At 64.2% G+C, this 22,425-nt stretch carries 21 protein-coding genes; 11 read left to right on the forward strand and 10 right to left on the reverse strand.

Features of this window, described 5'->3' with window-relative positions; translation table 11 throughout:
- The first annotated feature begins 13 nt into the window (after positions 1 to 13).
- The 4 genes from FAZ98_RS26290 to FAZ98_RS26305 are packed head-to-tail and all read left to right on the forward strand — an operon-like array spanning position 14 to position 4,667.
- Entirely contained in the window at positions 14 to 1,270 is a 1,257-nt protein-coding gene (locus tag FAZ98_RS26290; protein ID WP_158955565.1) for an MFS transporter, read from the forward strand.
- 55 nt (positions 1,271 to 1,325) lie between these two features.
- On the forward strand, positions 1,326 to 1,823 hold the full coding sequence (locus FAZ98_RS26295; protein ID WP_158955567.1) for a DUF3237 domain-containing protein: 498 nt from the start codon (positions 1,326 to 1,328) through the stop codon (positions 1,821 to 1,823).
- 13 nt (positions 1,824 to 1,836) lie between these two features.
- Positions 1,837 to 2,640, forward strand: coding sequence for an SDR family NAD(P)-dependent oxidoreductase (locus FAZ98_RS26300; RefSeq protein ID WP_158955569.1), 804 nt, complete (start codon positions 1,837 to 1,839; stop codon positions 2,638 to 2,640).
- Positions 2,640 to 4,667 (forward strand): FUSC family protein, encoded by a 2,028-nt coding sequence (locus tag FAZ98_RS26305; RefSeq protein WP_158955571.1) that lies wholly within the window; start codon positions 2,640 to 2,642, stop codon positions 4,665 to 4,667. Before FAZ98_RS26300 ends, FAZ98_RS26305 begins: the two co-directional genes overlap by 1 nt.
- A gap of 57 nt (positions 4,668 to 4,724) precedes the next feature.
- Here FAZ98_RS26305 and FAZ98_RS26310 read toward each other — a convergent pair whose 3' ends face one another.
- The 6 genes from FAZ98_RS26310 to FAZ98_RS26335 form a co-directional block, all read right to left on the reverse strand.
- Complete coding sequence (locus FAZ98_RS26310; protein WP_158955573.1) at positions 4,725 to 5,894, reverse strand: porin; 1,170 nt, start codon at positions 5,892 to 5,894, stop codon at positions 4,725 to 4,727.
- A 182-nt stretch (positions 5,895 to 6,076) separates the two neighbouring features.
- Positions 6,077 to 7,330 (reverse strand): MFS transporter, encoded by a 1,254-nt coding sequence (locus tag FAZ98_RS26315; RefSeq protein ID WP_158955575.1) that lies wholly within the window; start codon positions 7,328 to 7,330, stop codon positions 6,077 to 6,079.
- 95 nt (positions 7,331 to 7,425) lie between these two features.
- Positions 7,426 to 8,196: an SDR family NAD(P)-dependent oxidoreductase gene (locus FAZ98_RS26320; protein ID WP_158955577.1), complete on the reverse strand. Its 771-nt coding sequence runs from the start codon at positions 8,194 to 8,196 to the stop codon at positions 7,426 to 7,428.
- Between the two features lie 57 nt (positions 8,197 to 8,253).
- Positions 8,254 to 9,033, reverse strand: coding sequence for an SDR family oxidoreductase (locus tag FAZ98_RS26325; protein ID WP_158955579.1), 780 nt, complete (start codon positions 9,031 to 9,033; stop codon positions 8,254 to 8,256).
- A gap of 412 nt (positions 9,034 to 9,445) precedes the next feature.
- A complete protein-coding gene (locus tag FAZ98_RS26330; RefSeq protein WP_233272849.1) occupies positions 9,446 to 10,108 on the reverse strand; it encodes a TetR/AcrR family transcriptional regulator in 663 nt (220 codons plus the stop codon).
- Positions 10,109 to 10,321: 213 nt separating this feature from the next.
- The gene (locus tag FAZ98_RS26335) at positions 10,322 to 11,239 is read right to left on the reverse strand and encodes a helix-turn-helix domain-containing protein (RefSeq protein ID WP_233272850.1); all 918 of its coding nucleotides are present in this window, start codon (positions 11,237 to 11,239) and stop codon (positions 10,322 to 10,324) included.
- Positions 11,240 to 11,252: 13 nt separating this feature from the next.
- Between FAZ98_RS26335 and FAZ98_RS26340 the strand changes: the two genes are divergently transcribed.
- Positions 11,253 to 12,083: an NAD-dependent epimerase/dehydratase family protein gene (locus FAZ98_RS26340; RefSeq protein WP_158955583.1), complete on the forward strand. Its 831-nt coding sequence runs from the start codon at positions 11,253 to 11,255 to the stop codon at positions 12,081 to 12,083.
- A gap of 233 nt (positions 12,084 to 12,316) precedes the next feature.
- Here FAZ98_RS26340 and FAZ98_RS26345 read toward each other — a convergent pair whose 3' ends face one another.
- On the reverse strand, positions 12,317 to 12,634 hold the full coding sequence (locus FAZ98_RS26345; RefSeq protein WP_199272416.1) for a hypothetical protein: 318 nt from the start codon (positions 12,632 to 12,634) through the stop codon (positions 12,317 to 12,319).
- Between the two features lie 480 nt (positions 12,635 to 13,114).
- A complete protein-coding gene (locus tag FAZ98_RS26350; RefSeq protein ID WP_233272851.1) occupies positions 13,115 to 15,256 on the reverse strand; it encodes a TonB-dependent siderophore receptor in 2,142 nt (713 codons plus the stop codon).
- 479 nt (positions 15,257 to 15,735) lie between these two features.
- On the opposite strand from FAZ98_RS26350, the gene FAZ98_RS26355 reads away from it, so the two are divergent.
- Complete coding sequence (locus FAZ98_RS26355; protein WP_158955586.1) at positions 15,736 to 16,176, forward strand: hypothetical protein; 441 nt, start codon at positions 15,736 to 15,738, stop codon at positions 16,174 to 16,176.
- Between the two features lie 366 nt (positions 16,177 to 16,542).
- Positions 16,543 to 17,574, forward strand: coding sequence for an alpha/beta fold hydrolase (locus FAZ98_RS26360; RefSeq protein ID WP_158955588.1), 1,032 nt, complete (start codon positions 16,543 to 16,545; stop codon positions 17,572 to 17,574).
- Between the two features lie 142 nt (positions 17,575 to 17,716).
- Here the strand turns inward: FAZ98_RS26360 and FAZ98_RS26365 are convergent, their stop codons facing one another.
- Entirely contained in the window at positions 17,717 to 18,277 is a 561-nt protein-coding gene (locus tag FAZ98_RS26365) for a thioredoxin family protein (RefSeq protein ID WP_158955590.1), read from the reverse strand.
- Positions 18,278 to 18,622: 345 nt separating this feature from the next.
- On the opposite strand from FAZ98_RS26365, the gene FAZ98_RS26370 reads away from it, so the two are divergent.
- A complete protein-coding gene (locus FAZ98_RS26370) occupies positions 18,623 to 19,012 on the forward strand; it encodes a DUF4148 domain-containing protein (RefSeq protein ID WP_158955592.1) in 390 nt (129 codons plus the stop codon).
- Positions 19,013 to 19,142: 130 nt separating this feature from the next.
- Here the strand turns inward: FAZ98_RS26370 and FAZ98_RS26375 are convergent, their stop codons facing one another.
- Positions 19,143 to 19,616, reverse strand: coding sequence for a winged helix-turn-helix transcriptional regulator (locus FAZ98_RS26375; RefSeq protein ID WP_158955594.1), 474 nt, complete (start codon positions 19,614 to 19,616; stop codon positions 19,143 to 19,145).
- A 142-nt stretch (positions 19,617 to 19,758) separates the two neighbouring features.
- Here FAZ98_RS26375 and FAZ98_RS26380 point away from each other — a divergent pair, with 142 nt between their 5' ends.
- The 3 genes from FAZ98_RS26380 to FAZ98_RS26390 all read left to right on the forward strand — a co-directional run bounded on the left by FAZ98_RS26380 (position 19,759) and on the right by FAZ98_RS26390 (position 22,183).
- Positions 19,759 to 21,105: a pyridoxal phosphate-dependent decarboxylase family protein gene (locus FAZ98_RS26380; RefSeq protein ID WP_158955596.1), complete on the forward strand. Its 1,347-nt coding sequence runs from the start codon at positions 19,759 to 19,761 to the stop codon at positions 21,103 to 21,105.
- A 449-nt stretch (positions 21,106 to 21,554) separates the two neighbouring features.
- A complete protein-coding gene (locus FAZ98_RS26385) occupies positions 21,555 to 21,764 on the forward strand; it encodes a hypothetical protein (RefSeq protein WP_158955598.1) in 210 nt (69 codons plus the stop codon).
- 11 nt (positions 21,765 to 21,775) lie between these two features.
- Positions 21,776 to 22,183, forward strand: coding sequence for a DUF3331 domain-containing protein (locus FAZ98_RS26390; protein WP_233272852.1), 408 nt, complete (start codon positions 21,776 to 21,778; stop codon positions 22,181 to 22,183).
- Positions 22,184 to 22,425 lie beyond the last annotated feature (242 nt).

The following is a 22,425-nucleotide window of genomic DNA, read 5'->3' on the forward strand; positions in this document are numbered from 1 at the left end:
CGGGGAGACATTCATGGAGACGACTTCGGCGAGCGCCGCTGCCATCGGGCAAACCGGCAAGCTGCGCCCCTGGCTTTACGTGCTGACGGGATTCGTGGCGCTGATCTTCGGCGTCAACGTGGTCAATGTGTTGTTCAACGTGCTCACGCCATCGCTGGTGAGCACGTTCGGCTGGAACCGGCTGCAGATTTCGTCGGGGTTGTCCATCTTCACGGTCTGCGACGGCATTGGCTTGCTGGCGCTGGGCTTTCTCGTCGACCGTTACGGCATTCGCATCGCCACGCCCATGGCGATTCTCTTCGGCGTGGGCATCATCGTGTTGTCGCAACTGCCGGCGAGCCTCACTGCGCTCTATGTCATCTGCGCGTGCATCGGTCTTGGTGCGGGCGCGGTGACGCCCACGGTCTATTCGATCGTGGTGACCGCATGGTTCGAGCGCAATCGCGGCCTCGCACTCGGCATTCTCAACGTGGGCCTCGGCTTATGTGGAACGCTCACGCCATTCATCATCTCCTTTATTCTGAAAGCGCATGGCTGGCGCACGGTGTTCGCGGCGATGGGGGCGATCGGCGCGGTGCTGCCCGCGCTCGCCTATATCTTCGTGTTGCGCATGCCGAAAGCGTGGGAGCGCGAGCGCCTCGCGGCGAAAGCGCAAGGTCATTCCGCCGGCGTGCCGATGCGTACCGTGTTGAACCATCGCGCGTTCTGGCTCATCTGCTTCGCGGTGTTCTTCGTTTCGGCATCAACTTACGGAATGATGTCGCAGATGGTGTCCATGACCATCGATCGCGGCTTCGCACCCGCGACGGCGGTTGCCGTGCTCTCCACCGTGAGCCTCAGTTCGATCGCCTCGCGTTTCGTGGTGGGCGCGCTGCTGGACCGCATGTTCGCGCCGGTGCTGACCGCCATCATCTTCGCGATCTGCACGGCGGGCGTGGTCGTGCTCAGCACGACGAATTCGCTCGACATGCTCTATGTGGGCGCCGTGTGCATCGGACTCGGTCTGGGCGCGGAAGGCGACATCGTGGCCTACATCATCGGCCGCTATATTCCCCGGCAGTTGTATGCACGCGTGCTGGGCGTGGCCATGTTTCTGTTCGCGCAGGGCGGGGCGTTCGGCATCTTCGCACTGAGTTCGTCGTTCACGCTGACCGGCTCGTACAAGCTCGCCATTGTGGGTATCGCGATCTCGGTGGTGATCGCCGGTGTGCTCATGCTCTGTCTCGGACCGTACAAGTACGAGACGGACGGAAGCCGCACACCCGCATAACGCCGATTTAATTCGTCATCCTGATGTATTTCAATTTCGCTTTCCGAGGTCGCCGATGTCCAGTCCGCCGTTGATGCAGGATCTTCCCGCCGCTTTGCAGTCGCTCGAGGCCGCGCCGTTGTTCGTCATCCAGCTGGCCGTGAAGCCGCCTGTTGTCGTGGGTCAGACCGCCGGGCCGGATCGCCGTATCGGCGTGGTGGGGTCGGGCGCGTTCAAGGGCGAGCGTATAGCCGGAGCGGTGCTCGAAGGGTCGAGCGATCTGCTCGCGATCCGCAGCGACGGCAGCACGACACTCGACGCGCGCCTGATTCTACAAACCGATGACGGCGTGCCTATCCTCATGACCTATCGCGGTATCCGTCACATGTCCGATGAGGTCAAGGCGCGTATGGAGCAGGGCGGCGACGTCGATCCCGCGAGCTACTACTTTCGCATCGCGCCGTCGTTCGAAGCGCCGCGCAGCAAATACGAATGGCTGAATCGCGTGATCGCAGTGGGCGTGGGGCATCGTCTCGGTTCCGGGCCGGTGTACAGCGTGTTCGAAATCCTGTGAGCGGGAGCCTGCGATGAAACTCAACGGAAAAGTGGCCGTGGTCACGGGCGGCGCGCGGGGGCTCGGGCGCGCCTATGCGCTGCGTCTCGCGCAACTCGGCGCGGATATCGTCGTGGTGGACATCGACCTCGACGCCGCGCGCGAATTCGGCGAAACCTTGAGCGCCGCTTCGGTGATGGACGAGGTGAAGGCGATCGGGCGCAGGAGCATGGGCATTGCCGCCGACCTCACCGATCGCGCTCAAGTCGATGCGATGGTGCAAACGGCGATCGCCGAATTCGGGCGGATCGACCTGCTCGTGAACAACGCGGGCGGCGCGTTAACGCCCGCCGAACGCAGCGCCGCAAGCGAAATTCCGGAAGCCGACACGCGCTTTCTCATGGACCTGAACTATATGAGCGCCGTGTTTTGCTGCCAGGCCGTGGCTCCGGTCATGAAGCGCCAGGAGGCGGGCGTGATCGTCAATACGTCGGCGCAAAGCGGCATCACCACCTACAAAGGCGGCAAGCTTTCGGGCTATGGGGCGAGCAAGGCGGCCGTCACGACCTATACGCGCTATCTCGCCGCCGAACTCGGCCCGTTCGGCATTCGCGCGAACTGCATCTCGCCCGGCGTGATGATGACGGCGCGCATCGCCGCCAAAGCGGTCGAACGCGGCGTGGGCACGGCGGACGAGATGGCCGCCATTCCGTTGCGCCGCTTCGGCGTGGCGGAGGACTGCGCCAACGTGCTGGAGTTTCTCGCCACCGATCTTTCGCAGTACGTAACGGGCCAGGTGATCTCGGTGTGCGGCGGCGCGGTGCTGACACCGTATTGATGACACTTCCCGATCGCGAGGCGTGGGTCTTTTCGGCGAAGACCTACGCTGCCGCGCTGCTTGCCCTGTATCTCGCGCTCGCCGCCGGACTCGACCGGCCCGGCTGGGCCGTGACCACCGTGTACGTGGTGTCGCAGCCCTTTGCGGGCGCGACCGCTTCGAAGTCGCTGTATCGCGTGGCCGGTACGCTACTCGGCGCGGCGGCGGCCGTTGTCATGGTGCCCGCTCTCGTGCAGACCCGCGAATTGCTATGCGTCGCGCTCGCGTTGTGGGTGGCGGGCTGCCTCTATCTCTCGTTGCAGGATCGTTCGCCGCGCAGCTATGTGTTCATGCTCGCGGGCTATAGCGTGGCCTTCATCGCGTTTCCGGGCGTCGATCGTCCGGACGACATCTTCTACACCGCCGTGGCGCGTGTCGAGGAGATCACGCTCGCGGTGATCTGCAGCGCGCTCGTGCACGGCCTGATGTTTCCGCGCAGCGTGGTCGATGCGGTGCGATTGCGCGTGGATGCGTGGCTGCACAACAGTAAGCGCTGGGCGGCAGCCGTGTTGCGGCAGGCGGCGTCCCCCACGACGGACGCGGCCTCGGCAGCGAGCCTGCTTGCAAAGCATCCGGTCGATCTCGAGTTGCTGCTGGCCAATCTCGCCTACGACAGTTCGGCCTGGCGCAGCGAGGCAGCCACACTGCGGGCGCTGCAATGGGACCTGGAGCGGCTGCTGCCGATTCTCGCCGCCATCGACGATCGTCTCGCGTATCTGCGCACACGGCAGGTCGAATTGCCCGCGACGCTCGCCGGCTTCATCGAAGAACTGAATGGGTGGTTGCGCAAGCCGGAAGGTGGGGCGCCGCCCGCGCGTCTGCATGAAATCTTGCTGCGAGTTCGTCACGATCAACTCGATCAGGCAACGGCCGATACGGGGTATCGGTTGCTATGGCTCGGCCTCATCGAGCGGTTCCGCGAACTGCTCGAAGCGCTGCGCGCCTGCGAGTCGAACCGCGAACGTCTGCGGCAACACAGGGTAGATCGCCAACCTTTCGCGAAGCGCCGGGCGTTCCGCTTCCGGCGTCACGTCGACCGCCGCCTCGCCGCGTTGTCGTGCGCCACGGCCGTGGCGTCGATCCTCGCGGGATGCGCGGTCTGGATCGGCACCGGCTGGGCAGACGGCGCCTCGGTTCCGATGATCGCCGCCGTGGCCTGCTCGTTCTTCGCAACCCAGGACAGCCCTTTGCCTTCCATGATGAAGTTCGGCAAGTTCGCGCTCGTCGCGGTGATCGTCAGTCTCGTGTATTCGAGCGCGATTTTGCCCGCGGCGACGAGCTTCGAAATGGCCGCCTTATTCATGGCGCCTGCGTTCGTATGGCTCGGTCTGCTGATCGCGAAGCCGTCGACCAACTTTGTCGGCATGGTGATCTCGACGAACGTGTCTACGCTCGTGGGTTTGAACAACCGCTACGTCAGCGACTTCGCGGCAACGCTGAACGGTTCGCTGGCGCTCCTGGCCGGCGTGTTGCTGACCGCGCTCGTGATGAGCGTCATGCGCGCGCGAACCGCCCAATGGAGCGCCCAGCGGATCGCGCAATCCGCTCGACTCGACCTGATGCGCGTCTTGCGCAACCCGCGGCGTGCAACATACTCGCGCAAGGCACGTGCGGCGTTCGTTCGAAGCATGCTGGACCGCTACTATCTGGTTGCCTCGCGGCGGCCGGGGCTCGACGAGGCGCATGCGCAACGGCTCGATCGAAGCGTGCTTCAGGCGCTGCGCATCGGCGCCAATGCCATCGATCTGCGGCGGCTCTCGCGTGCGCTTGCACCTTCGCTCGCAGCGAAAACGCAGCGGCTCCTGGCTGCTGTCGAGCAGGCATTCGCCGCGCTGGATGCCGATTCGAACCGGCTGCCATCTTCGCTGCGCGATCAACTCGACGATCTGCTCGCCGAACTGTCGACGCTTTCCCAAGGCCGCGCCAGTGCACTCGTGCTGGCGCTCTTCGGCATGCGTCTCGCGATGTTCCCCGACGACACGCCGTAACCGTAGTACTCGCTGGCCACAAGACCGGACCAGCGAGCGCCCAATGACGCCGAACGATCAGAAGCGGTGGCGGATGCCGATACGAACGAGCACGGTCTTGTTGTTGGAGGAGTCGGTCTGGTTGTCGATGTTCGCGACCGCCGGCAGGCCGAGCGACGACGTGCCGGACGCGCGTTGCCATCCCGCGCCGCCATAGACGTCGGTACGCTTCGAGAGGAAGTAATCGGCGAGGAAGCCGAACTGGTTGAAGTGCTGATCCCCGACAATGCTGCCGCTCGCCGTGGTCACCGCACGGCCGCTCATGTAGTCGTAGGCGATGCCCGCGGTGAGCGTGGGCGAGAAGCGGTAGCTGATGCCGATATCGTAGTTGTTGAACACCGCCGTGCCATTGTTGAACGACGCGCCCAGATTGGCATACTGCACGTTCGAATACGAGGCCGCCACGGTGAAATTGCCGAACCGGTAGTTGGTGCCGATCACCGCCGACTGATATGCCTGGGCCGTGCGATAGGCGCGATTGAGCGCGAAGGCGAGCGGCGTCGCGCCATTGGCGAAAGCCGTGAAGAAACCGGTGCCCGGCGAAGACGTCGGATTCTTAAAGTAGTCGAAGGCGGCGGCAATCTGGAAGGGACCGTTGGTGTAGTTCGCGCCGACCGAATAGCCCGAGGTCGACGTAAAGTCGCCCGCCACGCCGCCGAAGCTGTATTCCGCGCCGAACGTGAGGCCGCGAATATTCGGACTCATGTAGCGCACGGCGTTGTTGAAGCGAATGGTGTTGCCGGCGTTGTCGAAGTCGCCCGGGTGCGCCGTGACCGACGCACCCACCAGCGCATTCGCGGTTAGCGGCTCGGGGAAGTACCAGATCATGTCGTACTGGCGGCCCAGCGTGATCTGGCCGTAATCCTTGCTGCCGAACCCCACGAACGCCTGACGGCCGAACTCGGTGCCGCCTTGACCCAACTGACCGTTGCCGAGGCTGATGCCCGATTCGAGCGTAAAGAGCGCCTTGATGCCGCCGCCGAGATTTTCTTCGCCGGTAATACCCCAGCGGCTGCCGACAATGCCCGAAAGCGAATCGAACCACACGCGTTTGCCGGGGCCCGCATTGGTTTGATACTGAATGCCCTGATCGATCAGGCCATACAGCGTTACACGGTCCTGTGCGTGCGAGGCCGAACACACCGTCCCCAGCAGCGTGCCCAGAAAGAGGGCGCCTTTGCGATTCATAACGTCTCCAGTTTATATTTGATGCTTCGTTCGATTGAGCATTGATTGCCCGTTGACGGGCAGCGAGAAGATTTTATTTGGTAGTGCTATTGAAACAAAATCTGACAAGTCGAATACGTGCCAGTCAGTGCAGAGAGACGGCGTTTCGCGTTCGCCGCTGCGCTGCGCAGCGACTCAGCGAATCAGGCCTGCTCGGGCGCGCGATCGACCGAGTATCGGTACGGGCCGAGAATGGCGATGAACAAGGCGGCCAGCAGCACCAGCGCAACGATCAGATACAGCGCGGCCGTATAAGACCCGAGTACACCGTAAGACTTGCCGAGCACGAATACGCCGAGTCCGCCGCCCTGCGCGAACAGGAACATGACGAGGCCGAATGCGCGGCCGTAACTCGCCTTGGGCACGTAGCGGCTCAGGATGTAGGCGGCCACATCGCCTTCGGCGCCGAGTCCCACGCCCACCAGCAACGCCGCCAGATAAATGCCCCACACCGCGCTCGTGTAGGTCAGCAGCAGCACGCCGGCTGCGGTCAGAACGAAGATGAACGCGGCGAGCAACGGTGCGAACAGGCGGTCGAGCAGCGCGCCCACGATCATGCGCGAACACACCGAGCTGAGGCTGATGGTCGACAAGGCGGTCAGCGCCACGGACATCGCAATGCCCTTGTCGACCGTGACCAGCACCATCTGCGAGAGCAAGCCGTAGGTCGCTGCGGAGACGAAGAAGATCGAAAGCGCGATCAGCCACAAGTGCTTCGACTTCGCCAGCGTGGCGAGCGAGGCGCCTGCGACCTTGCCCTGACTGCGCGCGTTGCGGCGCTCGCGTTCCCAGCCCGATGGCATGCGCAACACGAACACGAGATTGACGAGCGCAAGCACCATGGAGGCGCCGCCGACCGTCATCACCGCGCCGCGCCAGCCCCCGGTCTTCAGCAGATAACTCAGCAGGAACGGCATCAAGGTCCCGCACAAGCCGAGACCGACGTTGAGAATGCCGAGCGCGAGTCCGCGGCTGGCGTCGAACCAGGCGGTGATGACGATCGAATAGACGGTGGGGGCGACCGCGCCCGCACCGAGGCCGATAATCGCGCAGAGCAGATACATCCATTCGATCTGCGGCGGCGTGAACGCCAATGCAATGAGACCGCCGCCGAACGCGAAGGCCATCGGCACGACGGATTTGATGCCCTTCCGGTCGACCAGCGCGCCGACGGCGAGCATGCTCAGGCCGTCGCAGAACGTGAACACTGCGAGTCCCGTGGAAATTTGCGGGCGCGTCCAGCCGAATTCCGCGCTCAGCGGCGCGCCGAGCAGGTTGAACATTACCGGCACGATGTTGACGCCGAAGATCAGCGCGATGAAGCCCGCGATCACGTAGCGCCACGACGCGCCGGCCGGATGGGCGGCGAGGCCGGGTGCGTTCACTGGGGTGGTCATGATTTGTCTCCTGAGGCTTGTTATTTTTTTGACGCTCGATGCGAAACGACCCGTCTGTTCGAGGCAGACGGGTCGGGTGCCGTCGATGAAGCGGCTTACTTGCCCGCGTAGGTGCTGAGCACGTAGCTCGGCATGCTGAGCGCGCCGTCGATGACGATGTCCTGGCCCGTCACGTAGGCGGCTTCGTCGGTGGCGAGATACAGCGAGAGATGCGCCACTTCGTCGGACGAGCCGGCGCGGCCGAGCGGCACGCTCTTGCGCAGCGCCTCGAGATAGGGCTGCCCCGCGTTGAACTCGTTTTCGATGAAGCCCGGGCACACCGTATTGACGCGAATCTTCTCGCCGACAAACTCGCGCGCCGCGATCTTGCCGAGCCCGCGCATCGCCCATTTGCTGGAACTGTAGGCGGCGTAAGGCGTGCCCGTGACACTCGACGTGGAGCCGATATTGATGATCGAACCGCCGCCTGCCTTGCGCATGAGCGGCACGACGGAGCGAATGCCGAGGAACATGGTCGTCGCGTTGGTTTCGAGCGTATTGTTCCAGTCGGCGAGCGTCGTTGCCATGATCGAGTTGCGATCGTTGGTGCCCACGTTGTTCACGAGCACGTCGAGCTTGCCTTGTGCCGCGTCGATATGGCCGATCGCCTTTGCCCAGTCTTCTTCGCGCCGCGCGTCGAGATGCAGATACTGCGCGTCGCCGCCTGCTTCGCGTATGCTTCGAGCGAGCGCTTCGCCGCGATCGTCCAGGAGGTCGGCGATAAACACGGTCGCGCCTTCTTGCGCGAACAGCTTCGACTCCGCCGCGCCGATGCCGCGAGCGCCGCCGACGTTGAGAACGATCTTTCCTTGCAGCCGTTTCGACATGATCAGGAATCCTGTATAAAACCGGGGGTTGTTCGTATTGGTTGGCGCTGAGCGGTGTCAGCCCATGAAGGAGCCGCCGTTCACGTCGACGGTCACGCCCGTGATGTAGGCTGCGCCGTCCGAGCACAGAAACGCGACCGTTTCCGCGATTTCCTGCGGTGTGCCCACACGCGCGAGCGGGATATTCTTCATCGACTGGGCGATGATCTCGGGCGACTGGCGGTCGGCGATCGGCGACGTGACCCGTCCGGGAGCGACGCAGTTCGCGGTGATGCCGAACGGACCGCATTCGCCCGCGATCATGCGTGTCATGCCGATCAGCCCGGCTTTCGAAGCCGAATAATGGGCGTTGCTCGCCGGAATATAGGTGCGTCCCGCGCGTGACGCGATGTTCACGATGCGGCCCCAGCCGCGTTCCTTCATGCCCTGTACGAAGCCGCGGCACAGTACGAACGGCGCGCGCAGGTTCACGTTGAGCATGAGGTCCCAGCTCTCGTTGTCGATATCCTCGGTGAACAGCTTCGAACCGTCCGGCTTGTCGAGGTTGATGCCCGCATTGTTCACGAGCACGTCGCACGGACCGAACTCGCGCAGCGCCGTCGCGATGAATTGCTCGACCTGCTCACGGTTCGAGAGGTCGACCTGAAACCCTTTCGCGGTTTCCGCGGCGCCGCCCAGCTCGGCGGCCAGCGCTTCGACGCGGGCATCTTTATCGAGCAAGAGCACGGTCAGGCCGGTCTCGTGCAGTCGTTTGGCGATGGCAAAACCCATTGCCCCCGCGCCGCCCGTTACGACGGCTACCTTGCGGGCCTGATGGGGAACACGCTCTGCGTTCATGAAGTCTCCTGAATGGTGTCGTTAATAGTTCGTGGTTGCGAGCGCGCGGGCACGTACGGCGCCGGCCGTCTGCTCATCCGCACGACCGGTCGTCGGCATAAACAAGTCACGCGACCAATAATATAAGTCATGTGACTTGCTTTCAAGCGATTGTTGGTTGGGGAAAACACTAGGCGCGCGGCCACGAACGACGCGCCATCGAGCGGATGTGACGGGGAAACCGGGGATTTTGGAGCGCGCTTTGTCGCGCGGCGCGGCGTGCGTTAGCGAGCGATCCGCGCGGGAAGAGAAATAGGTCGATTGACCTGCTAATTCAATTGGAGAGGCAACGCGCGGCGATCCGGCGAGACGTTTGGCTAACGTCGGGGAATGTCAGCGGGACGAGGGCGTCACGCTTTGAAACCGGCGGAAATCAGGGCTTTTCCCGCGCGTTGGCGAGCCAGATGGCCTTCACCGATTCCTTGATCGCGAGAGGCTGCGCGCGGCCGAAGCGGCTGCGCCGCAAGAAGACCAGCAGACCTTCCCAGTGGGCGTAAATGATCGCGCCGCGAATGCGCGTTTGCTCGACCGTCAGTTTGGGGTTGAGATGCCCGACGAGGTCGCTGAAGAGCGCGAGATAGCTTTCGCTGTTGCGCTCCATGAGTTCGCGCACCCAGTCGTGGCGCTCGGCCAGCGCCCAGGTTTCGAGCGCGAACGGGCTGACGAACGTGGCGGGGTCGGAAAACGTCGCAAACGTGTTGTCGATGAATGCCGATAACCGTGCCTCGGGCGAATGATCGAGGTTGCCGACGAGCGCTCTCGACTGCTCGAGATAACGGCGCGAGCTTTCTTCGATGGTCGCGCGCAGCAGCGCCTCGCGCGAATCGAAATAGTGTTGCAGCGTGCCGAGGTTGATGCCCGCCTCGGCGGCAATGCGCCGTTGTGTAAAGCCGGCGTCGCCGCTGGTCGCGAAGACGCGAATGGCGCAGTCGAGAATTTCGGGTATGCGCGTCGTGCGGTTGCCGCGACGCTTCGGCGCTGGCGCGCGCTTCTTTGCTGCGGTGGGCGTTTTGGCTGGAGATGAAGCGTCGCTCATAGGCCTGTCGAAGTACGGAAAGTCGTGGTACGCAACACGCGTGTCCCCAGCGTTTTCTCGAGGTCGGGCATGGGAGTCCGCACCGTGCCTGCACCGTTTGTCTTGCGGGCGCGCGCGACCGCTTTCACACGGCGGGGTCATTGGCGGCGTCATTATATCGCGGTGGTCTGCGGCGAACGCTTGCAAGGTTTGCGGTCGGGCGCGCGGCGGCGCTCACGCGCGTGCCGTGCCGTCCAGTCTCCTGAGAACGTCGGTGTTGCCGAGTTCGCGCCGGAACGCTTCGGGCGTGGTGCCGGCAAAGGCGTGAAAATCCTCGATGAGATGGGCCTGATCGTAGTAGCCGGCTGCGGCGGCAATGCTCGCCCAGGTGCGGCGGCTGTTGTCGCGCGCCAGGTCTGCCGCGCGCGAGAAGCGCATGAGCCGCGCGAACCGCTTCGGGCTCATGCCGGTCGTGTCGAGAAACACGCGGCGCAAGTGTCTTGCGCTGATATTCAGTTCCGCGGCCACGGCGCTCACGTTCGCGTCGAGCAATCGCCGTGCGGCTTCGAATGCGAGCGCGGCAGGTTCCCCTTGCAGGTGATCGAGCGGGAGCCGTGCCGAGATGGTTTGTTCCAGGATTGTCGCGGCATCCGTGGGGCTTGCTGCCTTCAGCAACTCGTCGTAAAGGCTTCTTGCGTCCGAGGCGCTCCACACCTGTTCCAGCGGGACGATGTGCTCAGTGAACGCGGCGGGGGGCGCGCCAAGCACGGACCTCGTGTGCGCCAGCGTGAGACGGGCCAGTATGGTCCACTGTCCCTCGCGAACCGTTTTTCGGGTGACATGCTGGCGCGGCCCGAGAACGTGGATGTCGAGGCCCCGCTGCGCCGAAGGTCCGAAGCGCACGGCAATATGCAACTCGGGGCGCGGCATCATCATCCGTGGCGCGTCCTTCAGGCACTCGTCGACGAAGGTGGCTTCGACGATCGGGCGGATGCGAGTACGTGGCAATGTCGGCCGGATTGAGTTGGCGTGGATGTGCATCGGCCCATTGTAATGTGCGTTCGATGCGGGCGCTTGTGAAGCCCATGTTGTCCGTTTTTTCCAATTCAAGCGTTCTTCGAGCGAATACAGTCGTCGGACCTCAATCGACATCGGGAGTTGCTGTATGACCGTTCTCGTAACCGGAGCGACCGGAAAAGTCGGCAGTCGTCTCGTCAAGGATCTGGTCCGGCGGGGCATTCAGGTCCGCCCGCTGGTGCGCGATCGGCGGCGCGCGACACCCCTCCGGGGCGAGGGCATCGAACTCGCCGAGGGCGACCTGCTCGATGCGGGTTCGCTCGCGGCCGCCGTCTCGGGTGTCGACGCCGTGGTGCATTGCGCCGCTTTTTTTCGTGGCGCGACCGCTGGCCAGGTGCATAGCGTCAACGATCTTGGCACCCAGCATCTTGCCGCGGTCGCGCGTGCCGCTGGCGTGCGCCGATTCATTTTCACGAGTACGGGTCTGGTTTATGGGCCGACCGGCGGACGTCCAGCAAGCGAGGACGATTCCTGCGCGCCGGTTGCCGCGTACCCGGTGAGCAAACTCGCGGCCGAACGATTCCTGCTTGGCCTGAGTGATCTCGATGTCAGGGTGCTGAGGCTCGCGTTTGTCTATGGAGACGGCGACGCGCATATTGCGGAAGTGGTGCCGCTTATGAACCGCTGGTCGCCCCGCCAATGCATGTCGATGGTGCATCACGCGGATGTGGCGCAAGCGGTCGCGTTGGCGCTCGATGCCTCGCAGCCGGGCTATCGCGTCTACAACGTGGTCGACGAGGAAGCGTCCGCGATCGCGGAACTCTTTGCCTCTGTCGGCGCGCCGCCGCCGGATGGGTCGGATGCCGGGCAGGGGGCTGCGCTGGACACGACGCTGGATGGTCGCCGGATACGCGAGGACCTCGGTTTCAGGCCGCGTTTTCCCCGGTTCGCGGATGCGGTTTCCGCGGGTGGGCTTTGAGGGATGAGACTCGCTCGTTGATCGAGTGGACGGATCGGCGTGCCGTGAGTGACGCGAACGTCGGCTCATGTGCCCCAGAGCGATTCGCCGTGCCTGGTACACCGAAGCAAGTCCACGCGCTATCTGCTCGCCAGTCACGGTGGCCCGCGCATGGTGTTGCCGCGTGTGATCCGCGGAATCGCGGACGTGTCGCAAATCCTCGGGTAGCAGTGCCCATTAGGGCTCGCTACGGCTTACCGGCTCACTACTGCGCCTTCGGCACCAACCGGTAATCGCCATTCCCGATCGACGGTCCGGTCCGGCAATCGATCGGACGCACGGCTTGCTTGCCATCGACCATGCGAGGCAGGCAACTGCCGCCGTGCGCGCAGTAAGCGGTTTGCCATGATCGTCGCGGGCAATATTTTTCCCGGTTGCCAGACGTTACCCACATCGTCGGTTACCGGGCGCAGCACGCGGATCTGGCATTCGGGCGCGGCGAAAGCGGGCGGCGTGATGGCCGCGAGGGCGAGCGGCACGGTGGCCACCAGCGCGTAGGGAATCATGCGCATGAACGTGCTTCCTTCTACGTTAGTCGGTTAGAGCGTTGCGCCTGATCACGACCCCGTTCAAACGCGGCCATGAAAGGGAACGCAAACCCGTTCGCAGCGTTCGTGCCCGATCCCGAAAGTGGTGGCGCGCGCATCGAACGAACCGGTTCACGCGATGGAATCGAGCGCGATCGCCGAAGAAGGCGAGCGTCGCGGGGAGGTTCCCAGATAGTGAGCCGAGTACGCGGAGCGTGGCGTTGGCGAGGTGGGGATGGCCAGCGAAGTCCATCGCTGGCGGGGGCGTGACCATCAGCCCGCATGGAAAATTACGTGTCCAGCTAACTGCGCCAGGACACGAGCCGAGCCGGCGGTGCCGGATCGATTGCCTCCACTAGGGTTCGCGAAATGACAGTGATTGTTCGAACCCGGTGGAGGCTTATGCCGCCAACGTGCATCGCGTCACGAGATCGACCGAAGTCGTTCGCGAGCGCGATGTCGCGATCAGAATTCGACCGTCGCGTTGGCGATGAACGTGCGCACGGCGCCCGGCAGCACGTAGTAGCCGTAGCCCGTGGTCCAGTAGCGCTTGTCGAACAGATTGTTGATGCCTGCGCGGAACGTCACGCTCTTGCCGCCGATTTCCGTGTCGTACTTCCCGCCGATATCCACGGTCGTGTACGAAGGCACGATGAACTGGTTGGCCGCGTCCAGCGCCATGTTGCCCGTGTACTTGACGCCCGCGTCGAGCGTGAGGCCGTGCACGACCGAAGGCGAATACTCCACGCGCGCGGTCGCCTGGAAGCGCGGCGTGCCGTAGATACGCTTGCCGTTCACACTCGCGTCGTCGATACCCACGCCCTTGGCGTTGAGCGCGAGCACGCCCGCCATCACGCGCCAGTCGCGTACCGGCGAGAACCAGGCGCTGGCATCGAGGCCCATGTAACGCTCGGTGCCGTCCTGCACGAAGATGTTCGCGGTGTTCGTGTAGTCGTAGCCGCGGTCGATGCGGAACAGCGCCACGTTGCCGCCCCAGCGCTCGCGATCGGTCTTGAAGCCCACCTCGTACTGCTTGCTGCGCAACGGGCCGAACACTTGCGGATAGTTCGCATTGAACGCCGAAGCCGCGCCGCCTTGCTCGAGCGACTCGACATAGCTCGCGTAAGCCGTCGAGTACGCGTCGGTCTTGAACATGATCGCGCCGGTCGGCGTGACGGGCGACTTGCCGTATTGCGACGCGTAGGTCTGGTCGACGTTATAGACGTCCTGACGATAGTGCGTGTAACGCACGCCCACCAGCGCCGAGAGGCGGTCGGTGAACTGCATCGTGTCGCTCGCGAACAGTGCCGCCTGAGTGGTCGTGTTCTGGCGATACAGCTGCGAGTTGAACGAGACGGCCGGGTTGTACAGCGTGATCGGCGTATAAATGTTGCCGGTGCCGAGCGAATAGCCGCCGGCGAGGCCGCCCGGCTGATTGTCGTATTCCGCGGTTTGATTGGAATATTCGGCGCCGAACGCGACGTCGTGCTTGATGAAGCCCGTCGAGAACTTGCCTTGCACCATGGCCGTCGCGTCCGAATAGAAATAGCGCGTCAGTGCGGTGTAGAGCGTATTCGAGTAGTCGCCCTGGGCGTCGTTGACCCACAGCAGGCTGTCGTCGTTGTAACGGTTGAGCTTGGAGAAGCGGTAATTGACGCTCGCTTTCCAGTCGTCCGAAATCCGGTATTGCAGGCCGGTGCCGACCGAAGTCGTTTCCGTTTCATACCAGTTCTGCGGCTGCGTGAGGCTGCGCGTCACGCGGCTCGCGTCGGGAATGGCGGAGTTCGCACCGTAAATCATGATGTCGAACAGCGTGCCGTTCTGCTTGGTCTTCTGGTACAGCGCGTCGGCCGTCAGCGTGAGATCGGGCGTGACCCGGAAATCCAGCGCGAGCGAGGCCACCTGGCGGCGGATATGACCGTTCGCCTCGGCGGTGTTGCCGTCTTCGTTCACCGCATTCAGGCGATAGCCGAAGCGCTTGTCGTTGCCGAAGCGGCCACCGAGATCGGCGCTTTCGGTGAACACGCCCGCCGACTCGTAGCCGAACGTGAACGCATGATACGGTTCGTCGGTCGGGCGCTTGAGCACGTAATTGACGATGCCGCCCGGCGCGCTGAAGCCGTACATAAAGCCGCTCAAGCCTTTGAGCAATTGAACCTGCTCGAACGCTTCGAGCGGCAGATTCATGTCCCAGCCCGTGAAACTCTGGCCGTCGATCTTGTTGCCGTTGAGCTGGTCGAGCTGAATGCCGCGAATGCTGAACGTCGAGTTCTCGCCGGTCCGCCCATTACCCACGATCGACACGGCGGGGTCGTACTTGAAGACGTCGTTGACGCTCGTTGCACGCAGGTCCTTGATGTCTTCGCTCGACTTCACGTCGGTCGAGAACGGCGTATCGACCTGCTTGCGCGCGCCGAGCGCGCCCGCGCTGACGCGGTCGGTACGCAGTGCGTCGTCGGCCGCCGTCGCGGTGACTTTGACCGTGGGCAGGGTCGGCGCGGAGGCGGGCGTATCGGTGGCCGCGGGTGCCGAAGCGGCCACCGCCGGGGCGGCCTGCGCGGCACTCACCGTAGGCAGCACCGCGAATGCGGCACTGACGAGACTCAAAGCGGCCAGCGAGATGGGAGAGCGGTGCAGGAAAAACGTGGAAGCATGCGACGCTCGCGGCACAGCGCGCGAGGAAAAGCCCGTATTGTTGTTCATTCTGTGTGAAGGAGTGGCGGGTGCGCGACCTTCACGACATGGCGATCGGCACTCTTTATGAGAATCGTTCGCATTATCATGAAAATGCATGAGTCTTTCAAGCGATGTTGCGAGGACACCACGACATGGCCCGGCGGGATCGAAGTCGACTGCAACGGGGCACGCGCATGAAGGCGTGGAGCGCCGAAACGTCGTGTTATCGGCTCGCCACTGCCGGTCTGAAATTCGGTCTGAAATTCGATCTGAAGCCGACACATGCAATTCGAGACCGCTGAGAGGACGATGTGGGCACTCGTGCAGACCCATACGGGCCGGGTTGGCTACGCGCGCGGCATCAAGTCCGAAGGTCTTTCGGCAAACCCGCCGGTCATCGACTGCTCGGGGTGGGTGAGGTTGCTGCTCACAGCGCGATGCAGGCGGAGAACGAGGCCACGGGCCGCGCGCGGTTCAACCCGGCTGACGTGAGCGCTATTCAGGTATGGTCCGACCGGCTGATTCACGAGATCGAGGCGCGAACGGGCTTCGTGCTCGCGGGCGGCGAGATCACCATGCGCAGTCTGCCGCGCTGCGCCACGATGGGACTGAAGCTGGGCGCGCCTGCGTGGGCAAACAATCATCCCCGTCCTCGCGGGATCACTCACGTCGTGCAGGTCGTGCGCCGGCCTGGCGACGACGCGCCGTTCGTCTCCGAGTCGATCGGCAGCGCCGTAGCGCCGGGCGTGCGACTGACGGCGCTCGAAACGTGGCTCGCGTGCTCCGAGGCGCACCTTCGCGCCCGCGAAATCTGGGCTGTCGATCCCTTCCTGCTGGCCGCGAAAACTTGAGCGTCGCGCGCGTGCCGCGATTCGAACTCGCCGCGCCAGGCTGTGCGATCTTCTGATTGACGGTGACGCGTGATCGGCCGCAATTCGACGGAGCGCTGAATGCGTTGACAACTCACTCCGCATTGCGCGGCCGGATCGATAATCCGCCGCGCATTGTTTATTGCGCGGCATTAAGCCTGTTTATTCCACCGCTCAAGCTGATTTCGCCCGCTTTTTTGATTCGCTTTGTGTCCGTACTTTCGAGAGACACATTGCGATACATGACGCAAAAAGCCTTCGGCTATAACTACACGCAAGCGAATGGTTCATCGCCGCGAGCGCACTTGCCCGATCCTCGGGTTTGCAAACAATACAGGAGAATGCGTCATGTCAGATCCCGTCAACGTCCGTCGTCGCCGTTTGCTCGGCACCACGCTCGCGGGCCTCACGCTCGCCGACTTCGGACTCGGCAACCTCGCGCACGCGCAATCCGGCGGCAATACGCGCACGGGCAGCAGCGCCTCGTTCGGCCCGATCCAGCAGATCGACGCCGGTGTGCTCAACGTGGGTTATGCCGAAGCGGGGCCGAAGCATGGCCCGGTCGTGTTCCTGCTGCACGGTTGGCCCTATGACATCTACAGCTATGCCGAAGTCGCGCCGCTGCTCGCGGCCAACGGCTACCGCGTGATCGTGCCGTATTTGCGCGGCTACGGCACCACGCGTTTTCTTTCAGCCGATACGCCGCGCAACGGCCAGCAGGCGGTGACCGCGGCCGATATCGTCGCGCTCATGGACGCGTTGAAGATCGATCAGGCCGTGTTCGGCGGCTACGACTGGGGCGCACGCACGGCGGACATCATCGCGGCGCTGTATCCCGAGCGCGTCAAGGCGCTGGTCTCGGTCAGCGGCTATCTGATCGGCAGCCAGGCAGCGAACCGCAAGCCGTTGCCGCCGCAAGCCGAGTTTCAGTGGTGGTATCAGTTCTACTTCGCGACCGAGCGCGGCGCGCAAGGGTACGCAGCCAATCGCGACGCGTTCAACAAACTGATCTGGCAACTGGCCTCGCCCAAATGGAATTTCGACGACGCCACCTACGCACGCAGCGCCGCCTCGTTCCAGAATCCCGACCACGTGGCCGTGGTGATTCACAACTACCGCTGGCGTCTGGGTCTCGCGCAGGGCGAAGCGAAATACGACGAGATCGAGCAGCGCCTCGCGAGCGCACCGCCGATCACCGTGCCGACCATCACGCTGGAAGGCGACGCGAACGGCGCGCCGCATCCCGAACCGGCCGCCTATGCGAAGAAGTTCACGGGCAAGTATTTGCATCGCAATATCGGCGGCGGCATTGGTCACAATTTGCCGCAGGAAGCGCCGAAGGAGTTCGCCGAGGCGATTCTTCAGGTCACGCATCTGTGAGTGCTACGCGGTAATCCCAGGCAATCGTTCAGAAGAAAACGGCGCGCCAGTTCAGGCGCGCCGTTTTTTGCTTCATGACGTAAGGAATAGCCCGACGATGCCGCCAGGCGCGGCATTGCCGGGGCACGGGCGCCGTGCGCGATCAACCTGGCTTCGGCAAACCCAGCGCGTGACGGATCGCCGCCTCGGTTTGCCCGTAGTCGCCTTCGCCGTAATGGCTGTACACGAGCTTGCCGCTTGCGTCGATCAAATACACGGCGGGCCAATATTGATTGCCATAGGCATGCCACGTGGCGTACTGATTGTCCTGCGCGACAGGATAAGCAATGCCGTATTGCTTGATGGCCTTCCGCAAATTGCCGGTGTCGCGCTCGAACGCATATTCGGGCGTATGCACGCCCACCACCACGAGTCCTTTGTCGCGATAGCGGGCGTCCCAGTCTTTTACGTGGGGAATCGTGTGCACGCAATTGATGCATTCGAAGGTCCAGAAGTCGACGAGCACGACTTTGCCGCGCAATGCCTTTAGATCGAGCGGCTCGCTGTTGATCCAGGTATTGATACCCGTGAAATCGGGGGCATTCATGCCCATTTGCAGCGAGACGGAAGAGGGCGCGGGCGCTTCGGCGGCGGCATAAGCGGCGAGGCCAGCGGTCGCGGCGAGACCGGCCACCACGGCAGTGAGTTTGAGACGGGACAGCATGACGGTTCTCCTTGAGTGAGTGACGAAGGCTGAACCGATTGAATCGCGCGCACGTATCTCGGGAATGTCGCATAAGCGGCTTGCGCGCAACGTAGTGTGTCGGTGCGCGAGCGGGATACATGGCGATACAAAAGCGCGGCAGGCCACGGGCCTGCGCGCAATTTGTACGGTTGTGTATCTACGCACGCCACGGACAAACACGCATGCAAACCGGCACCGGATCGAAACACGGCAGATACATCGCGGCGTTCAAATATCTCTACGCCAGCACGACATATCGCTCGCGACGCAGCACTCCCGTTATGCAGTTCGCCGTGTTTTGAACATCACCTTTGGAGAAACACCATGAAAGCTCTCAAGATCCTCGCTCTCGCCGCGCTCGTTGCCGCCCCGCTCGTTTCGTTCGCGCAGTCGAATCAACCCGTGACGCGTGCCCAGGTGCGCGCCGAACTCGTGCAGTTGCAGCAAGCGGGCTACAACCCGGCCAGCGACGAGACGCAGTATCCGGCCAATATCCAGGCCGCGCTGTCGCGTATCGAGGCGCAGCAGAACGCGCAAACCGCAACGGCGCCGGTGACACCGATGGCCACGACGTCGTACGGCGGTGTTGCCGATGGCGTATCCGCGGCGGGTGCGCATCGTCGTGTCAAAGCGGCGGTTGCGTCGAGTGTCTCGAATCCCTTGCCGGTGCCGGACGATATTCCCGGCCTCGGCCCAATCTACGCGCACTCGTAATGAGCACTCGTAATGCGCCCGCTAAATGGCGCGCAGGGAAGTTTGGCGCAGCGGCGGGCAATCTGAAAGCGCTGCGCCTGGCACGCTGTTACGCTGGCGGATCGCGTAGTGAGGGGTTCAACCGCTGTGTTCAGGTATCGCGGCGCGCTCGTGGCAACTTGACTTCGGTATCCGCGCGCGAGACGGCGCGGCCGTCGCTCGCGTGCGGCGACATGAGCGGCAGCGGCTTGCGCGTGGTTTTGTCGACGAGACGCGAATGCCGCTCGCCACGCGCGAACAGATTGCGCTCGCCCCATTGCTGAAGCGCGACGATCAGCGGAAACAGGCTTTCGCCCTTGCTCGTGAGCCCGTATTCCAGATAGTTCGTGCCGTCCGAAGCCGGACGCGTTTGCAGAATACCCGCTTCCACGAGCCGGCCGAGGCGCCCCGAAAGAATGTTGCGCGCGACGCCCAGATTGCGCTGGATATCGCCGAAACGATGCACGCCGTCGAACACGTCGCGCAGGATCATGAGCGACCACTTGTCGCCGATCACATCCACGGAGCGCGCCACGGGGCAGGTAGGGGAAGCGGGCGTGGGATCAGGCGGTTGACTGCGCGGCATGGCGGTTTTTTCCATCGAATCGATCTGGTTGCATTTTAAAACTAGTGGGCCTACCATTCAATCCCGTTCGACTGGTTTTATTTTGAAACCAGATTGCGAAGCTGGATCGTAAAGGACATTCGAGCGGCAAAACGGAGATCCGATGGACGAACTGAGCTTGCTCGCCGCGGCCGACGCGCGCGGCCGGCGTTATACCGAAGGCAACGCCACGCGGCGCGTGTTTCCCTCGCCCGAAGCTATCGCGGCGCTCGCCGCTTTCGACGAGGCGCTGCCCGCGCAGGGCCGCTCCGCGGAGGACACGCTCGCGCTGCTCGACCGCGCGGGCTCGCCCGCCACCACGGCGTCGAACGGGCCGCGCTACTTCGGCTTCGTGATCGGCGCGTCGCTGCCCGCCGCTGCCGCCGCCGAGCGGCTGATGCTCGCCTGGGACCAGTGCGCCTCGACCTTCGACAATTCGCCCGTTGCCGCCACGCTCGAAGGTCTCGCGGGCCGCTGGGTGCTCGACGCGCTTGATCTGCCGCGCGAGAGCGCCGTGGGATTCGGCACGAGCGCCACGGCCTGCACGCTGGCGGCGCTCGCGGCGGCACGGCGCGCGCTGCTCGCGCGCCAAGGCTGGGATTTCGACCGGCAAGGGCTGATGGGCGCGCCCGAGATCAAGGTGGTGATGCCGGCGCTCGCGCATATCACCGTGAAAAAGGCGCTGCGCGTGCTCGGCTTCGGGCTCGACCGGCTCATCGAGGCGCCCGTCGACGAATATGGCCGCGTGGATCCCGCGCGCCTGCCGTCGCTCGACGCGAGCACGATCCTTTGCTTGCAGGCGGGCGAGGTCAATACCGGCGAATTCGATCCGTTCGCGCAAATTTTGCCGATCGCGCGCGCGGCCAACGCATGGGTGCACGTGGATGGCGCGTTCGGTCTCTGGGCGCGGGCGTCTTCGCTGGCGGCGCTTGCCGAGGGTATCGAACTCGCCGACAGCTGGACCACCGACGCGCACAAGTGGCTCAACACGCCCTACGACTGCGCGATGACGATCTGCCGCGACGCGCAGGCGCTGGCCGCCGCGATGAATTGCGACGCCGTGTATTCGACCGCGAGCGCCGACGCGCAGAAGAACCTCACGCTCGAATTCTCGCGCCGCGCGCGCGGCATTCCCGTGTGGGCCGCGTTGCGCACATTGGGGCGCGCGGGCGTGGCCGAACTCGTCGACCGCCATCACGCGCAGGCGCGGCGTATTGGCGAGGCGCTGGCGGGTGCGGGCTTCGCGGTGCTCAACCGCGTGGTGCTCAACCAGGTGCTGTTCCGCTGCGCCACCGACGACGCGACGCACGCGCTGCGCGCCGCCGTGCAGGCTTCGGGCGAGGCCTGGTTCGGCGGTACCGTGTGGCAGGGGCGGCCGGCGCTGCGCATCAGCGTCTCGTCGTGGCGCACGGGCGACGCCGAGATCGAGGCACTCGTAAGCCTGCTCGTGCGGCTCGGCACGCCGCGCTGATTCCGCGTGACGCGCCGCGCCAGCGGCGGCGGCACGCGCGCACGGCTACGGGCGTCCTTCCCCGGTCGTCTTTCTCGTCGACATAACCCGTTGCACCCGCCCGGCGGCATGACCGGGCTCTCCGAACTCCCTGCCTTCCTCGCCAACCCCGATTGGTGAAGCGTTCCCCGCCACGACTTTTGCGGCCGATCCTCGCGGGCCGCCAGGCGCCGCAACGGCCGCCATCGCCGGAAAAACCGGCCTCGCGCTTCCTCGTTTCCCGATCCCGCCCCGTCAGGCAAGCGGCTTGCGATGGCACGCCCATTGCGTTGCGCCAACGCGCCGGGCGTTTCCCCGTTTTGCTCCCGGCGCGCGGCGCAACCGGCTCGACGTCGCGCCCGCGGGCGCGCGCGGCGTTGGTTTTCAGGCGTTTCGCGGGCGATACGCTTATTTCGGGAGGAATGGCAGCAATGGGTTTCGACAGCGGCTTCGACAGCAAGGTGGCGCGTTTCATGATGCACAGCGCGCAATATCTGCTCGACATGACGATCGACGGTCATACCTCCACGGTGCCCCGCGAACCCGCTGCCGCGCCCGGCGCGCAAGCGCGCCATGCCAATGCCAACGGCAATGCGAACGCAGCACCCAGCCCAACCGGTCAAGCACACCACACGAATTGAGGAGCCGAAACATGATGTCGATTGAAACCACCGTTGCCGATCCGTGGGCGATGACCATTGGCTTGCTGGGGCAACTCAGCGGCGCCTCGAACGCCTTGGGCGCGGCCTGCGCGCGGGCGAAACCGCGCAAGGCGTCGCGCGGGCCGGCGCGCACGGCGGTGGCCGGGCTCACGGTGCGCGTGATCGAACGTTCGACCGCCGACCGCGTCACGCTCGCGTGGCGCGACCCATCGCGCTGCGCCTACGGCGATCAGGAGTGGTATCTCACGCGCGCGCGCCGCTCGGGCGTGTGCGCGGTGACGGGCCAGGAGATCCGGCGCGGCGAAGCCGTGTATCGCCCGCGACCGATGCGCCCGCAGGCGCTCAACGCCGACGCCATGATTCATTCCACGGTTTTGCAAACCGAACTCGCGGCGTGACGCGAGGCGTGACCCAACCGGCCGCCTGACTCGTCGTCGATCCCGCGGCAGTCAGGCAAGCTTTCTGCTCTACGTTCGCGCCCGGTGCGGCACGCGCGTTTCCCGCGAGCTTGCGGCAGCCAGACAGCGTGTTGGCCGAGGCAGCGATGCAGACCGCTCAGGTATGAAAAGCAGGTAGTTAACGACAATTAATCGATAGATAACCACATGTTTCGGCAATGCCGCTCGTGCGCACGGACGTT

Source organism: Paraburkholderia acidisoli (assembly GCF_009789675.1).
Lineage (GTDB): Bacteria > Pseudomonadota > Gammaproteobacteria > Burkholderiales > Burkholderiaceae > Paraburkholderia > Paraburkholderia acidisoli.